The following is a 16,368-nucleotide window of genomic DNA, read 5'->3' as shown; positions in this document are numbered from 1 at the left end:
GAGTGAGTACATATTATTAAACAAGTTAATGAACACGTACGCTCGTAATGAATAGTTTGTTAGGTGTTGGTACTCAGCGTTGCTCTTTTATAAAAGCAGAATAGTCACACCTGACGAACTGGAATCGTATTTATAGCTAAAAAATTAACAAAAATAAATCAGCCTTTAGCCTAGTACATATAAAAGAGGCGATAAGGTGTTATGCGCAATTTTTAGCACCAAGAGTGTAACAAGCTTAAATAAAAAGGGCTAGAGTTTGAGCATGCCCAATAAGCAGTTAAACAATCAACTCTTAGAACATTGGGGTATATAAAATAAATTCAAGGAAAAGGGTTGAATTTGAATGAAAAGAGGCAATAAATAAGGGAAGAAGAGATAAGTTAGTATGCTTAAGGAATTAAGCGAGGATCTTAAAAGGTCGCTCGCTTTAGTCGAACAAAACAATCGTCACTCAATAATGTCACCATCTGGGGCAATATTTTTAGCGTGTAGGCCTTTAGGCCCTTGTTCTAATTCGAATGTTACATCTTGACCAGCTTTAAGCGTTTTATAGCCGTCCATTACAATTGTTGAGTAATGAGCGAAGATATCATTCTCGCAGCCGTCTTCTACGATGAAACCAAAACCTTTGGCGTTGTTGAACCATTTAACTTTACCACAAGCCATACTTCTACATCCTTCAATAAGTTGACTAATTTAGTTATTCTAAACCGTATAATTTGCTAGACTGACTAAGGTTTAATCAATCTATGTTTGACTGTAGTTTATTTAGCCAACCAGTCAAGTGTTTTGAGTTATTTTTTAACATTTTATTTATTTTTTATTCAAGTTTGCTTGAGTTACAAAGACAAGACTATATTTAATTATGAGTGGTATGAAAGATTCAGGTGTTATCGACACAGTTCGCGACAGTGAAAAGCAAAAGCTACAGCCGCCGCGAAAATATAAAGTTGTTTTAAATAACGACGACTACACGCCGATGGACTTCGTAATTGAAGTTTTAACGACGTTTTTTAATATGGATAGCGATAGAGCAACCGATGTGATGCTTCAGGTTCATGAAAAAGGTAAGGGTATTTGCGGTGTTTACAGCGCCGATGTTGCTCACACCAAAGTTGAACAAGTTAACCGTTACTCACGGGATAACGAGCATCCACTGCTTTGTAGTTGTGAGCAGGAATAATACCAATTTAATACAATTGGTATAAATACCAATTAGGGTGATCAAACATCCGATTGTTGTGGTATAAATTATTATCTCAGTAAGGGGTTGCCAATGCTAAACAAAGACTTAGAACTCACTTTAAATGCCGCGTTTCGTGAAGCGCGCACTCGCCGTCATGAGTTTATGACCGTAGAGCACCTTTTACTTGCGCTATTAGATAATCCTTCAGCAGGAGAAGCCTTAAACGCGTGTGGTGTTAATCTTTCAGGCTTAAAAACCGAATTATTAGAATTTATTGACGAAACAACACCTGTCATCCCAGATTTAGAAGAAGAGCGTGAAACTCAGCCAACGCTTGGTTTTCAGCGTGTATTACAACGTGCTGTGTTTCATGTGCAATCGTCAGGAAAAAACGAAGTGACGGGTGTCAATGTCCTGGTTGCTATTTTTTCTGAGCAAGAGAGCCAAGCTGTTTATTTACTTAAAAAGCATGATGTATCGCGCTTAGATATTGTTAACTTTATTTCGCACGGCATTTCAAAAGCTGATGATGAACTAGGCGACGACAGCGATGATATACATGAAGAAGTGCAAGAAGTTCAAAACGAAGAAGCAAGTAAGCTAGACAGCTTTACAACTAACTTAAACGCTCAGGCTCGTGAAGGTAATATTGACCCCCTGATTGGGCGCGACAGCGAAGTAGAGCGTACGGTACAAGTATTGTGTCGTCGTAAAAAGAATAACCCATTACTTGTTGGTGAAGCGGGCGTTGGTAAAACAGCTATTGCTGAAGGTTTAGCGTACCGTATTGTGAACGAGCAAGTACCAGAAGTAATTGCAGATGCAGTTGTGTACTCACTAGATATGGGGGCATTGCTTGCAGGTACTAAATACCGTGGCGATTTTGAAAAGCGCTTTAAAAGCTTATTAAAAGAGCTTCAGGCACAACCTGGGTCTATTTTATTTATCGATGAAATACATACCATAATAGGTGCTGGCGCAGCGTCTGGTGGCGTTATGGATGCTTCAAACTTACTTAAACCACTTCTTTCAAGTGGTAAGTTACGTTGTATGGGTTCAACCACTTACAATGAGTATAAAAATATCTTTGAGAAAGACCGTGCATTAGTACGCCGTTTTCAAAAAATTGATGTACTTGAACCAAGTGTTGCTGATACCACTAAAATTTTAAATGGATTAAAAGAGCGTTACGAAGAGCACCATGGTATTCGCTACACTCAAAAAGCATTAAAAGCAGCTGCTGAACTTAGTGCTAAATACATTAATGAGCGCCACTTGCCAGATAAAGCAATTGATGTAATTGATGAAGCGGGCGCTAACCAACGTTTACAACCTAGTTCTAAACGTAAAAAAACCATTGGTGTGGCTGATATAGAGTTAATAATATCGAAGATGGCACGTATTCCACCACAAAATGTGTCTTCAACAGATAAAGAGACGCTTAAAAATCTAGATCGTAATCTTAAAATGCTGGTGTTTGGACAAGATCAATCTATTGATGCACTTACATCGGCTATTCGTTTATCTCGCTCGGGTTTATCAAGCGAAGAAAAACCAGTGGGTTCGTTCTTGTTTGCAGGCCCAACAGGTGTTGGTAAAACAGAAGTAACTAAGCAACTTGCTAAATGTATGGGTGTTGAGTTTATTCGTTTTGATATGTCTGAATATGTAGAGCGCCACGCAATCAGCCGACTAATTGGTGCTCCACCAGGATATGTTGGTTTTGAGCAAGGCGGGTTATTAACCGAGGCGGTTATTAAAAACCCACATGCGGTTGTACTTTTAGATGAGATTGAAAAAGCGCATCCAGATATTTACAATATTTTACTACAAGTTATGGATCACGGTACGTTAACCGATAATAACGGTCGTAAAGCTGATTTTAGAAATGTAGTGGTTGTAATGACTACCAATGCGGGCGTACAAGAAACTACGCGTAAGTCGATTGGTTTTACAGAGCAAGATCACACGCACGATGCAATGGGCGAAATTAATAAAGTTTTCTCGCCAGAATTTAGAAACCGTTTAGATAACATTATTTGGTTTAACCACCTTGAACGTGAAGTTATTTTACTGGTGGTTGATAAATTTATTGTGGAACTGCAAGCTCAGCTTGATAAAAAATCGGTTAATCTTGAGCTTACGCCTAAAGCGCGTGAATGGCTCGCAGATAAAGGTTATGACAAGGCTATGGGTGCACGACCAATGGCACGTGTTATTCAAGAAGAGCTTAAAAAGCAATTAGCTAATGAAATACTGTTTGGTGAACTTGTTGATGGCGGTACAGTTAAAGTATCGGTTAAAGACAAGAAGATTCGCTTTGATTACGAGAGCAATTTAACGCCAGCGTAAAACGTTAATTACACTACTAAGTTAAATAAAAATGGCCCGCTAAATAATAGCGGGCCATTTTTTTGCCATTTTTATAGGCAACAAAAAACCCAGTAAAAACTGGGTTTTTTGTTTATTAAATGTAATTGCTAGTCAATGTCTATCAATTACATTTAATAAACGCTTAAAGCTAGTAAAACACTAGCCAAAAACTAAATCTCGTTTACGCACTTACTTAGCGAGCACGGAATACGATACGACCCTTTGATAAATCGTAAGGAGTCATTTCTACCGTTACTTTATCGCCGGTTAAAATACGGATATAGTTTTTGCGCATTTTGCCTGAAATGTGAGCCACAACTACGTGACCATTTTCTAGCTCAACTCGGAACATTGTATTTGGTAAAGTATCAAGGACTGTCCCTTGCATTTCGATTACGTCTTCTTTCGCCATGTTTAGCGTAACACCTCTTTAATAGTTAAACGCTGCAGATTTTGCCCAAAATACACCAATAAGTAAAGGCGCAGGGGCTATATTTGCAAATTAAATAGCCACCCACTCATCATTGAGCTGTTTTTGAGCTGGTAAAAACTGAGTTTTGTACTTCATTTTATCGCATTCATCAATTTGATAGCCTAAGTACACGTATTGCTTATTTTGCTCTTTTGCAAATTTAAGCTGCTCTAATATCATCACAGAGCCTAAACTATAGTGTTCAAAGTCGGGGTCAAAAAAAGTATAAATTGCAGAAATAGAGCTGTTCATACAATCAGTTACGGCAACTGCTGCTAAAGTATCTTGGTGCCATAGTTCAATAAATGTGATTTTGAGCCAACTGCAAAGTAAAAAGCTTTGAAACTGTTCTTTTTCAGGAGGATACATACTTCCATCCTGATGGCGCATCGTTATGTATTTACTATAGAGCGGATAATACTCAGGGCGTTCTTGCGTCGAGTATTTTACTTCAAACTGGTTTTTTGCTTTGTTTAGTTTACGTTTTTGCGATTTTGAAGGGATAAAGTCTTGTGCTAATACACGTACAGAGTTACATGCACTGCATATTGGGCAGTGCGGACGATATATTTGGTTACCACTGCGACGAAACCCTAAGCCTAATAATGACTCAAATTTGTCTGTGCTGTAGCAACTAGGATCTAGAATAACTAAAAGTTGCTCTTGTCTGTTGGGTAAATAGCTACAGTCAAACTCTTGGGTTAAACCAACACGTGCAGGAAGTTGCTCATTCATAGATTGCGTCAAGTTCTTGTGGCTCCCACATAATAGGATTAATAATATAGTTATGTGCAGCTTTTAGTTTAGTCAAAAATGTTGAGCGGGGGATTACTTGTGCACCTAAGGTCATTAAATAAGGGTTTTCTAACTGGCAATCAATAAAATGCGCATTATGACGTTTAAGCCAATTTACCAGTGCCCACATAGCAAGCTTTGAGCAATTGGTTTGATGATGAAACATTGATTCACCACAAAAAACACCATTTTGCATAATACCGTATAAGCCACCTGCAAGCTCTCCGTTGCTCCACACTTCTAAGCTATGGGCAATGCCAGTATTGTGTGCATTAACGTAAGCGTTGAGCATGTCAGAGGTGATCCAAGTGCCATCGGTATCAAGGCGTTGATCGCGACAAGCTTCTATTACCTCCTCAAAGGCATTATTAATGGTTACTTTTACAGGGTGCTTTTTTAAATGTTTACGCAGGCTTTTACTTACATGAAAATCATCCAGCTCAAAAATACCGCGCTCGCTCGGCGACCACCACATAATAGGCTCATCTTCACTAAACCAAGGAAATATACCGTTTTTATAGGCATTGCTTAGACGAGGCAGATTTAAATCGCCACCAATTGCCAGTAAGCCATCAGGGGATTCTAATGCGTATTCCGGATTGGGGAATGCTATATCGGTTTCGCTTAATTGGTATAGCTGATTTTTCATATAGTACTTATTTTATAATTGATCGTAAAAGTGTAACTATATTTGGGGCATAAAAAAAGGGCTGAATGACAGCCCTCAATTATTTATTTAATTGCTTATAAATTATCTAAGAAACGCTCTGCATCAAGTGCCGCCATACAGCCTGTACCCGCTGATGTGATTGCTTGACGGTAAATATGGTCAGACACATCACCTGCAGCAAAAACGCCTTCTACGCTTGTTTGTGTTGCGTTGCCGTTAAGACCAGACTCTACAACTAAGTAGCCATCTTTCATTTCTAATTGACCAACAAACATATCAGTATTTGGTTTATGACCAATAGCAATAAATACGCCTGCTAAATCGAGTTCTTCAGTTGCATCAGAGTTTGCATCTTTAATACGAACGCCTGTTACACCCATTTGATCGCCTAATACTTCGTCAAGCGTGCGGTTGTAATGCATTACTACATTACCGTTAGCTGCTTTTTCAGCAAGACGGTCTGCTAGTATTTTTTCACTGCGGAAACTATCACGACGATGAATAACATGTACTTCGTCAGCAATGTTAGATAGGTAAAGCGCTTCTTCAACCGCTGTGTTACCACCACCAACAACTGCTACTTTTTGACCTTTATAGAAAAAACCGTCACAAGTAGCACAAGCCGAAACACCACGACCCTGAAATTTAGTTTCAGACTCAAGACCTAAATACTTAGCAGAGGCACCTGTTGCAATGATTAGCGCATCACATGTGTAAGTACCTTGGTCGCCAGTTAGTGTGAAAGGGCGTTTAGATACATCTACTTTATTGATGTGATCAAACACAATTTCAGTTTCAAAGCGCTCAGCGTGCTCTTTCATACGATCCATTAACGCAGGACCCGTTAAGCCGTGTGCATCACCAGGCCAGTTTTCAACTTCAGTAGTGGTTGTTAACTGACCACCTTGTTGAATGCCTGTAATTAACACAGGGTTTAAATTTGCACGTGCTGCATATACTGCGGCAGTATAACCAGCTGGGCCAGAGCCTAAAATTAGTAGCTTACAATGTTTTGCTTCAGTCATTATTTTATCCTAAACGTTTAATACGGTCTTAATGCGCTCGATTCTAAGAAAAACAAGGCGGATGTAAACAAAATCCGCGATTATTTTTTTTCGCAAATCGAAAAGCTGTGCAGTATTGTGTACTAGAGCTCAGTACTTTTACAGTTAAAACACCTAAGTAGCTCAATAAATAGACTAACAGGCAACAAAACAGCGTTAATTCATGACCCCTTTGATTTTTTTTGTTATGTTTTACCTAATTTTATTTGTCACTGATAGATTATGTGACCTAAGCGAATAGGCAACTATGTTATTTTGGCAGGAAAAACCCGCATTCGGGTTGACTTCAAAAGACGTTAACGTCTTAACCAATGCGCAAGATTACCGAACGCAATTGCTACGTTTGATAGCTAATGCAAAAAAACGAATTTATATCACAGCGCTTTATTTACAGGATGACGAAGCAGGCCGCGAGATTTTAGAAGCCCTGCATCGAGTATCATTAGAGAACCCTGCGCTTGATGTAAAAGTGCTGGTGGATTTTCATCGTGCGCAACGTGGTTTAATTGGTGCAGAGAAGTCTGATGGTAACGCAAGTTTATACTGTGACGATTTAGAAAAGTTTAAATCGAACGTACAAGTTTATGGCGTACCTGTAAAAGCTAAAGAATTATTTGGCGTATTACATTTAAAGGGTTTTGTCATTGACGATACCTTACTTTACAGTGGCGCAAGCTTAAACAATGTGTATTTGCAGTATAACGAGCGTTACAGACTCGATCGTTACTTTTTAATAACGCAGAGCGAGCTGTGTGACTCAGTGGTTGATTTTGTTGAGACAAAGCTAATTAGCTCCGATGCTGTGCCACGCATAGACACACGACCGCTTAAGCGTTTACACGACTTCAAACTTGATCAAAAGCAATTAATGCGTGATTTAAAAGTCGCAAGTTATAACGCAGCAGAGCAACTAAATACGCAAGCATTAGGTATTCGTTTGTTTTTAGGGCTTGGTCGTCGTAATAACGAGTTAAATCGTTTAATAAAAGCGTTATTTGATACCACAGAGCAAGAGCTTGTGTTGTATACGCCATACTTTAATTTTCCGGCGCCACTTATGCGATCACTGCGCCGATTATTAAAGCAAGGCAAGCAAGTTACGATTGTGGTAGGGGATAAAACAGCCAATGACTTTTATTTACCGCCAAGCGAGCCTTTTAGTAAAATAGGGGCATTACCTTATTTATACGAAACTATTTTGCATAAGTTTGTAAAAACGCAAAAACGCCACATCGATAACGGTAATTTAAATGTGTATCTGTGGAAAGATGAAAGTAATTCGTTTCATTTAAAAGGGATTTGTTCTGATCGTAAAAACCATTTATTAAGTGGGCATAACCTTAACCCGCGTGCTTGGGGATTAGATATCGAAAACGGTATTTTAATAGAAGACCCAGAGCAAACAATGATGGAAGCGATTGATAACGAAAAGCAGGAAATCTTACAGCACTGCCGTCGTTTAACAGGTCCTGATGATTTAGAAACAATGGATGATTATCCGCAGCCAGTTAAAAAGCTACTTGGTCAAGCTAAACGCGTAAAAGTAGATTTTATAATTAAACGTTTTATCTAAACCAGCTTATCTAAATAAGTGTATATAAATCTAAAATTTAAACACAAAAAAAGCAGCTAATTAGCTGCTTTTTCATGGGTTGTAGTTAGGTAGCTACATTACTTAATACCAACCTAACTACATAAACGCTAAATTATGCGTTTTCTACCGCTGTGCGTGGGTCAACATATTCCATGTTGAACGCTTCAGCTACTTCTTTGTAAGTTACTTGGCCTTTAATTACGTTTAAGCCTTTTAAGAAGTGAGCGTCATCTAGTAGCGCCTTTTTATAACCTTTGTTTGCAAGATTAATGATGAAAGGCAATGTTGCATTGTTAAGTGCAAACGTAGATGTGCGTGGAACAGCGCCAGGCATGTTAGCAACACAGTAGTGAACAACTTCATCAACAATGAAAGTAGGATCAGCATGCGTCGTTGCTTTAGAAGTAGCAATACAGCCACCTTGGTCGATTGCAACGTCAACAATTGCAGAGCCAGGTTTCATTGCTTTAATATGCGCAGCAGTGACTAGTTTAGGTGCAGCAGCACCTGGGATTAGTACGCCACCAATTACTAAATCAGCTTCTAGTACGTGTTTTTCTAGTGCATCAGCAGTTGAGTAAATAGCTTTTACTTTATTACCAAATTGCGCGTCAAGTGCACGTAATACATCGATGTTACGATCAAGAACTACAACTTCAGCTCCAAGACCAACAGCCATTTGAGCTGCGCTACGACCAACCATGCCGCCGCCAATTACAACAACTTTAGCCGCTTCAACGCCTGGTACGCCACCTAGTAGCATGCCACGACCGTGGTTAGATTTTTCTAGCGCTTGTGCACCAGCTTGAATAGACATACGACCAGCAACTTCGCTCATAGGAGCAAGAAGCGGTAAACCACCGCGTGAGTCAGTTACAGTTTCGTATGCAATACAAATAGCTTTGCTTTTTACAAGGTCTTCAGTTTGTGGAAGATCAGGTGCAAGGTGTAAGTAAGTGAAAAGAATTTGGTCTTCACGTAGCATTGCACGTTCAACAGCTTGTGGCTCTTTTACTTTTACAATCATGTCTGCTTTAGCGAAAACATCAGCAGCAGTTGCTAAAATTTCAGCACCCGCTTGTGTGTAATCTTCGTTAGTAAAACCAATGCCCATGCCTGCATCAGTTTCTACAATCACTTGGTGACCGTGGTTTACTAATTCACGAACACTCGCAGGAACCATACCTACACGGTATTCATGGTTTTTAATTTCTTTAGGAACACCAATAATCATATCATTTGCCTTATTAATAACGGATTAACATTTTCCACTATTATATTCATCATAAGCCCGTGTGTCTCACCTTTTTTAAACTCAAATCTAGTGTTATCATCTAGATAATAAAAATAAACAGCATAAAAAACTAGTTGGCACTATGCATCAATTATTAGATAGAATTGACCGTAAAATTTTAATGGAATTACAACACGATGGACGCTTGTCGAACGTAGAACTGGCCAGACGAGTTGGCCTAAGCGCCACACCCTGCTTGGAGCGAGTAAAAAAGCTAGAACGAGAAGGTTACATACTTGGCTATAAAGCGGTGGTCGATCCCGCTAAGCTTGGGCAAGGTTTATCGGTGTATGTAGAAGTAACGATTACTAAAACATCTCCCGACGTATTTGATGAGTTTAGTGCTGCGGTTAAAAAGCACGAAGAAATTATTGAATGTCATTTAGTATCGGGTAATTTTGATTTTTTACTTAAAACGCGCGTAAACGATATGTCAGAATACCGTGGCGTATTAGGCGACATACTATTGAAACTGCCAAATGTAAGTGAAAGCCGAACTTATGTAGTAATGGAAGAAGTAAAAGGTGAAGAAGGCGTAATTATTCGTCCTTATATTACTTGAGGTTATTTATATTAACTGCGTCATTTGCTTATATAAGCTCAAATTATAAAAACTTGTTCATAATCAGGCCATCAAGGTTAAGATAAAGTGCAACAAATTGCATTTCCTGCTAAGGTATTTCACTGCTAAGTAAGTGTGAATAAAAATAGAATAATAAAGAGGAATAGGGAACTATGCGCCTAAACGGTGTGCAAAGACTATTAGAAACAGGGCTGATTATCAGTACCTTTACGGCAATATTTATTTTATGTGCCTTGATCAGCTTTGATCCAGCAGATGCTGCATGGTCGCAAACTAGTTTTAGCGAAGTAAGCAACATCACAGGAGCAGCCGGTGCATGGATAGCCGACATTTTATTACTCACCTTTGGTTGGTTGGCTTACTTAGTGCCTGCGGCCATTCAGTTATTTGGCTACTTACTATTTAAACAACCTCACCGCATTTTACAGCTTGATTACACTACCTTAGCGCTGCGTGTTATTGGTTTTGCTTTATTTATTACCTCAGCTACCGCTATTAGTAGTATTAATTTCGACGATATTTATAACTTTTCATCGGGTGGAGTAGTGGGCGATGTTATTGCATCAGCCATGATGCCTGCGTTTAACTTTACCGGTACATCTATATTATTGCTGTGTTTCTTTTTTGCAGGGCTTACCTTGTTGACGGGAGTATCGTGGGTTGATTTTGTAGATTACCTTGGCGATTTAATGGTTAGGCTTTATCGCTATGTTGTATCGTATGCAAAAGGCTGGATGCACCGAGAACACACTGCAGGTAAAGTAAATAATAACGATGAAGCAGACGCCCATTTTGAAGACGATATAAAAGAGCAAATAGAGCTGCCTACATCAGCTAAAAAAGCAGATCAACAAAAAGCAATAGATAAGCCTCAAACACCATTTAGTGAACCACAAATTAGTGATGACTTTATGCCGTTTGATGAACTTGACGATATACTCGATCAAGAAATTGGCTTTAGCGCAATAGATGACGAACCAATGGACACGGCTGCTGCATTAAATGCGCTTGATCAAAGCCCAGTTGTGGAGCCTGAAAAACCAGTTACAACGGTGGTATCGCCAGCAAGACCAATGCCTAAACCAAAAGCGCAATATCAACCACCACCAACGGCAAAAGAAAAGTTTGAGCAATTATTAACGCAAGAGCCACCACCGGGGCCATTACCATCGCTCGATTTACTCGACAGACCGGATAAAGCTAAAAACCCAATTTCGCAAGAAGAGCTTGATAGCGTATCGCGCCTAGTAGAGACAAAACTTCTCGACTTTAACGTACAAGCAACCGTAGTAGCGGTATACCCAGGCCCCGTTGTTACGCGTTTTGAGCTAGATTTAGCGCCAGGTATTAAAGTGTCTAAAATTACAGGCTTAGCTAAAGATTTAGCCCGTTCGCTTTCGGCAATTAGTGTACGTGTTGTAGAAGTTATCCCAGGTAAAACCTATGTTGGTATTGAGCTTCCAAATAAACACCGTGAAATAGTTCGTTTATCAGAAGTAATAAACGCCCCTAAATTTGAGCAAAATCCGTCGCCTCTTACCATGGTGCTTGGTAAAGACATTGCTGGTCAGCCGGTATGTGCTGACTTAGGTAAAATGCCACATTTATTGGTAGCCGGTACAACTGGTTCAGGTAAATCAGTGGGCGTTAATGTCATGATAGTAAGCTTGCTTTACAAATCGGGTCCTGACGATGTACGTATGATCATGATTGACCCTAAAATGCTTGAGCTTTCAGTATACGAAGGCATTCCGCATTTATTGTGTGAAGTAGTTACCGATATGAAAGAAGCTGCTAACGCACTGCGTTGGTGTGTAGGCGAAATGGAACGTCGTTATAAATTAATGTCAGCATTGGGTGTGCGTAACTTAAAAGGTTACAACCAAAAAGTGCTTGAAGCCAATGAAGCGGGTTACCCAATTCTTGATCCATTATTTAAAGACACCGATGGCATGAAAGAAGGCCCCGACGAGCTAGGTAAATTACCAAGTATTGTTGTAGTAATAGACGAATTTGCCGACATGATGATGATTGTAGGTAAAAAAGTAGAAGAACTTATTGCACGTATTGCTCAAAAAGCACGTGCGGCAGGGATTCACTTAGTGCTTGCTACGCAGCGCCCGTCAGTTGATGTAATTACCGGCTTAATTAAAGCTAATATTCCAACACGTATGGCGTTTCAGGTATCGAGCAAAATAGATTCACGGACAATACTTGACCAACAAGGCGCAGAAAACTTACTAGGCATGGGCGACATGCTTTATTTACCGCCAGGCACTAGCGTACCAGAGCGTGTGCATGGCGCGTTTGTAGACGACCACGAAGTACACGCCGTAGTAAACGATTGGAAAGCACGTGCTAAACCAAATTACATTGACGAAATACTCAATGGCGATGCCACTGAAGATATTTTATTACCGGGTGAAGCTAGCGAAAATGCAGATGAAGAATCTGATCCGTTATACGACGAAGCTGTGTCGTTTGTAATTGAAACCGGCAAAGTATCGGTATCGTCAGTGCAACGTAAATTACGTGTTGGCTATAACCGCGCAGCACGTTTAGTAGAACAAATGGAAACATCGGGTATCGTGAGTTCACCAGGTCATAACGGTGCTCGCGATGTATTAGTACCTAATGGAGCAAATTCATGAAAAAAGTTAACGCCTTATTATTAGTGTTAGGCAGCGTACTTGCCGCACCAAGCTTTGCTGACGACAGCCAAGCATTACAAGACAGACTTGCCACTTTAAAAAGCTTTAAAGCGCAGTTTGCACAACAAGTAACAGACAAAGAAGGCCAAGCAGTTATGCAAGGCGAGGGCACAATAGCGCTTCAACAGCCTATGATGATTCGCTGGCAGCAAACTAATCCAGACGATACGTTATTTGTATCAAACGGTGATAAAACATATTACTTCGACAGCTTTGCTGAGCAAGTAACGATTATGAAAACCAGCAGCCTAATCGACTCAACACCATTTGTGCTACTGACATCAAAAGACCCAGCACAGTGGGAAAAATACAGCGTACTTGCAACAAGTACAGGCTTTAGCGTAACGCCAAATAAAGGCGTAGAAAGCCAAGTAGAACAACTTGATATAGCATTTGCGGGTAACGAGCAAGGGCTTGCTAAACTAGTGGTTACCGACAACTCTGGGCAGCTATCGTCATTTACGTTTAACAATGCCCAAGTTAATACACCGCTTGATCAAAGCACTTTTGAATTTACGCCTCCTGAAGGTGTTGAAATAGACGATCAGAGTAACGGTGAGTAATTTAGGTTTTAATTTTGGGCCCGATGTACGCCCACTTGCTGCGCGTATGCGCCCTACAACGCTTGATGAATACATTGGTCAGCAGCACTTATTAAGCGCTGATAAACCACTGTATCAAGCAATTGTCGCGGGGCGATGCCATAGTTTAATTTTATGGGGCCCGCCTGGTGTGGGTAAAACCACACTTGCGCAAATAATTGCCAACCATGCTGATGCTTCGCTTATTCAAATGTCGGCGGTAACTGCAGGCGTAAAAGATATACGAGACAGCGTAACGCAAGCGCGGGACAACCTAGAAAGCCGTGGCCAACGCACCCTTATGTTTGTTGACGAAGTTCATCGCTTTAATAAATCCCAACAAGATGCCTTTTTACCGCACATAGAAGACGGCACCTTTATATTTGTAGGTGCAACCACAGAAAACCCATCGTTTGCCCTTAACAACGCTATATTGTCGCGTGCACGCGTGTATGTTTTAAAATCGCTTGCCGATACCAACTTATACACCGTAATAGAACGCGCTCTTAAACAAGACGAGCAGCTAAGCCAAAAACACATCACTATTGCCGACAACGCTAAAAAGGCACTTTGCCAAGCAAGTGGCGGCGATGCGCGTAAAGTACTTAATTTACTTGAACAAGCAGTTGACTTAACGTCCGAGCAAAACGGTCAATACAACGTAGATGAGCACGTACTTAGCCAAGTGTTACCAACGCATTTAGCTAAATACGATAAAGGCGGAGATGAGTTTTACGATTTAATATCGGCCTTTCATAAATCAGTACGAGGTAGCTCCCCCGACGGTGCACTGTATTGGTATTGCCGAATTTTAGCCGGTGGTGGCGACCCTTTGTATGTAGCAAGGCGTTTACTTGCCATAGCTACAGAAGACATTGGTAACGCCGATCCGCGTGCGATGGAAGTGGCTTTAAACGCGTGGGATATATTTCAACGTGTTGGCCCAAGCGAGGGCGAGCGTGCAATAGCACAAGCCACACTGTATTTAGCCAGCGCACCTAAAAGTAATGCAGTTTATATGGCGTTTAATCAAGCAAAAGCAGATGCCAAAAACGAGCCAAGTTACCCAGTACCAGAGCATTTACGTAATGCCCCAACTAACTTAATGAAAGACTTAGGCTACGGCGCTGAGTATCGTTATGCGCACAATGAAGAAGGCGCATTTGCCGCAGGTGAAAAATACTTACCACCAGAAATGGACGGCAAAGAATATTACTTACCGAGCGAGCGCGGACTTGAGCAAAAAATTAGACAAAAACTCGATTACCTAAAAGAGCGCGATGCGCAAAGCCCACTTAGACGATACGAAAATGATTAAACTTTATATGATGATCGCCCTTGGCGGAGCCTCAGGTGCGTGTTTACGGTTTTTTATTAGCGAAAGCATGCTAAAACTCCTCGGTAGGGGATTCCCTTTTGGCACGTTGACGGTTAATATTCTGGGTTCATTGTTAATGGGCATTTTGTACGGTTTGATAGATAAAGAAATTATCACCGCAAGCCCCGCCAAAACCCTTATCGGTATTGGCTTTTTAGGTGCATTAACCACCTTTTCAACATTCTCAATGGACTCGTTGTTGTTATTACAACAAGGTCACTTTATTAAAATGGCCCTCAATATCATCTTAAACGTGATGGTGTGTATTTTTATGGCTTGGCTGGGCCTTCAGCTAGTAATGCAAAAAGGTTAAAAAACTAACATGTTAGATTCTAAATTTTTACGTCAAGACATCGAACAAACTGCAGCACGTTTAGCGGCGCGCGGTTACGAACTCGATGTAGCGACGGTAACGGCACTTGAAGAAAAACGCAAAACATTACAAGTAAAAACGCAAGAACTTCAAAGTCAACGTAATGCAAGCGCAAAAGCAATTGGTCAAGCAAAAGCAAAAGGCGAAGACGCACAACCACTACTAGACGCAGTGGCAAATTTAGGCAGCGAATTAGACGCAACTAAAAAAGCGCAAGACGAAGTACTCAACGCCATTAACGACATTGCATTAGCAATTCCAAACTTGCCAGACGAATCAGTACCAGAAGGCGCTGATGAAGACGACAACGTTGAAATACTTACCTGGGGCACGCCTAAAAAGTACGACTTTGAAGTAAAAGATCACGTGGATGTAGGCCAAGACCTAAACGGCCTAGACTTCGAAATGGGCGTTAAAATTAGTGGCGCACGTTTTACAGTAATGCGCGGCCAAGTAGCGCGTATGCACCGTGCGCTTACGCAATACATGCTAGATACCCACACAGATAAAAACGGCTATACAGAAATGTATGTACCGTACTTAGTAAATAGCGCAAGCCTTTACGGTACAAGTCAATTACCTAAGTTTGCAGGCGATTTATTCCATACATTAGGCCTAGTAAACGACGACGGTGAACAACAAGCTGGCTTTAGCTTAATCCCAACAGCAGAAGTACCGCTTACTAATAGCGCACGCGATGAGATTTACGAAGAAAGCGATTTACCGATTCGCTTAACTGCGCACACGCCGTGTTTTAGAAGTGAAGCAGGCAGCTATGGTCGCGATACACGCGGCTTAATTCGTCAGCACCAGTTTGATAAAGTTGAACTAGTTCAACTAGTAAAACCAGAAGATTCAATGCAAGCGCTTGAAGAGCTAACAGGCCACGCAGAGCAAATTTTACAAGCACTAGAACTACCATACCGTAAAGTAATTTTATGTATGGGCGACATGGGCTTTGGCGCAGCTAAAACATACGACTTAGAAGTATGGTTACCGGCACAAGATACCTACCGCGAAATTTCGTCTTGTTCAAATATGGCTGACTTTCAGGCGCGCCGTATGCAAGCACGTTTTCGCCGTGAAGGCGCTAAAAAACCAGAGTTACTCCATACACTAAATGGTTCAGGTTTAGCGGTTGGTCGTACACTCGTAGCCATACTAGAAAACTACCAACAAGCCGACGGCTCAGTAGTCGTACCAGAAGTATTACGCCCATACATGGGTGGGCTTGAAGTGATTGGTAAACAATAAAAATCAGTTTAGTTAAGCTTTAAAAGAAAAGCCGCTGTTT

15 protein-coding genes are annotated in these 16,368 nt (G+C 40.7%); 9 read left to right on the top strand and 6 right to left on the bottom strand.

Annotated elements, in window-relative coordinates:
* Window positions 1-447: 447 nt before the first annotated feature.
* A complete protein-coding gene (gene cspD, locus H5118_RS03630) occupies window positions 448-666 on the bottom strand; it encodes a cold shock domain-containing protein CspD (protein ID WP_002962500.1) in 219 nt (72 codons plus the stop codon).
* Between the two features lie 208 nt (window positions 667-874).
* Here cspD and clpS point away from each other — a divergent pair, with 208 nt between their 5' ends.
* Entirely contained in the window at window positions 875-1,183 is a 309-nt protein-coding gene (gene clpS / locus H5118_RS03625) for an ATP-dependent Clp protease adapter ClpS (protein ID WP_002962498.1), read from the top strand.
* 93 nt (window positions 1,184-1,276) lie between these two features.
* Window positions 1,277-3,538: an ATP-dependent Clp protease ATP-binding subunit ClpA gene (clpA, locus tag H5118_RS03620; protein WP_024595509.1), complete on the top strand. Its 2,262-nt coding sequence runs from the start codon at window positions 1,277-1,279 to the stop codon at window positions 3,536-3,538.
* A gap of 214 nt (window positions 3,539-3,752) precedes the next feature.
* Here clpA and infA read toward each other — a convergent pair whose 3' ends face one another.
* From infA to trxB, 4 genes are all read right to left on the bottom strand, one after another.
* Window positions 3,753-3,971 carry a translation initiation factor IF-1 gene (gene infA / locus H5118_RS03615; protein WP_002962494.1) on the bottom strand — a complete coding sequence of 73 codons (219 nt, stop codon included), beginning with the start codon at window positions 3,969-3,971 and terminating at the stop codon, window positions 3,753-3,755.
* A 90-nt stretch (window positions 3,972-4,061) separates the two neighbouring features.
* Window positions 4,062-4,766, bottom strand: a complete 705-nt coding sequence (locus tag H5118_RS03610) for an arginyltransferase (RefSeq protein ID WP_024606094.1) — start codon at window positions 4,764-4,766, stop codon at window positions 4,062-4,064.
* Window positions 4,759-5,475, bottom strand: coding sequence for a leucyl/phenylalanyl-tRNA--protein transferase (aat, locus tag H5118_RS03605; protein WP_182747832.1), 717 nt, complete (start codon window positions 5,473-5,475; stop codon window positions 4,759-4,761). Before aat ends, H5118_RS03610 begins: the two co-directional genes overlap by 8 nt.
* Window positions 5,476-5,570: 95 nt before the next feature.
* The gene (gene trxB, locus H5118_RS03600; protein ID WP_166109300.1) at window positions 5,571-6,521 is read right to left on the bottom strand and encodes a thioredoxin-disulfide reductase; all 951 of its coding nucleotides are present in this window, start codon (window positions 6,519-6,521) and stop codon (window positions 5,571-5,573) included.
* Between the two features lie 286 nt (window positions 6,522-6,807).
* On the opposite strand from trxB, the gene pssA reads away from it, so the two are divergent.
* Window positions 6,808-8,133, top strand: a complete 1,326-nt coding sequence (gene pssA / locus H5118_RS03595) for a CDP-diacylglycerol--serine O-phosphatidyltransferase (RefSeq protein ID WP_182747830.1) — start codon at window positions 6,808-6,810, stop codon at window positions 8,131-8,133.
* A gap of 133 nt (window positions 8,134-8,266) precedes the next feature.
* On the opposite strand, the gene ald is transcribed toward pssA, so the two are convergent.
* The gene (gene ald / locus H5118_RS03590) at window positions 8,267-9,388 is read right to left on the bottom strand and encodes an alanine dehydrogenase (protein ID WP_182196997.1); all 1,122 of its coding nucleotides are present in this window, start codon (window positions 9,386-9,388) and stop codon (window positions 8,267-8,269) included.
* 142 nt (window positions 9,389-9,530) lie between these two features.
* On the opposite strand from ald, the gene lrp reads away from it, so the two are divergent.
* From lrp to serS, 6 genes are all read left to right on the top strand, one after another.
* Window positions 9,531-10,010 carry a leucine-responsive transcriptional regulator Lrp gene (gene lrp / locus H5118_RS03585; RefSeq protein ID WP_007582985.1) on the top strand — a complete coding sequence of 160 codons (480 nt, stop codon included), beginning with the start codon at window positions 9,531-9,533 and terminating at the stop codon, window positions 10,008-10,010.
* A gap of 173 nt (window positions 10,011-10,183) precedes the next feature.
* Window positions 10,184-12,682: a DNA translocase FtsK gene (locus H5118_RS03580; protein WP_182747828.1), complete on the top strand. Its 2,499-nt coding sequence runs from the start codon at window positions 10,184-10,186 to the stop codon at window positions 12,680-12,682.
* Window positions 12,679-13,305, top strand: coding sequence for an outer membrane lipoprotein chaperone LolA (gene lolA, locus H5118_RS03575; RefSeq protein WP_138489158.1), 627 nt, complete (start codon window positions 12,679-12,681; stop codon window positions 13,303-13,305). Before H5118_RS03580 ends, lolA begins: the two co-directional genes overlap by 4 nt.
* Entirely contained in the window at window positions 13,298-14,641 is a 1,344-nt protein-coding gene (locus H5118_RS03570) for a replication-associated recombination protein A (RefSeq protein WP_182747827.1), read from the top strand. The genes lolA and H5118_RS03570 overlap by 8 nt, the downstream gene beginning before the upstream one ends.
* Window positions 14,634-15,014 carry a fluoride efflux transporter CrcB gene (gene crcB, locus H5118_RS03565; RefSeq protein ID WP_021032117.1) on the top strand — a complete coding sequence of 127 codons (381 nt, stop codon included), beginning with the start codon at window positions 14,634-14,636 and terminating at the stop codon, window positions 15,012-15,014. Before H5118_RS03570 ends, crcB begins: the two co-directional genes overlap by 8 nt.
* Window positions 15,015-15,023: 9 nt before the next feature.
* Window positions 15,024-16,328 carry a serine--tRNA ligase gene (serS, locus tag H5118_RS03560; protein WP_182747825.1) on the top strand — a complete coding sequence of 435 codons (1,305 nt, stop codon included), beginning with the start codon at window positions 15,024-15,026 and terminating at the stop codon, window positions 16,326-16,328.
* The last annotated feature ends 40 nt before the right edge of the window (window positions 16,329-16,368 follow it).

The sequence above is a fragment of the Pseudoalteromonas sp. SR41-1 genome, assembly GCF_014164015.1.
Taxonomy (GTDB): Bacteria; Pseudomonadota; Gammaproteobacteria; order Enterobacterales; family Alteromonadaceae; genus Pseudoalteromonas; species Pseudoalteromonas distincta.
The sequence above is the reverse complement of the archived record's forward strand: the minus strand, read 5'-3'. Positions and strand labels throughout refer to the sequence as shown.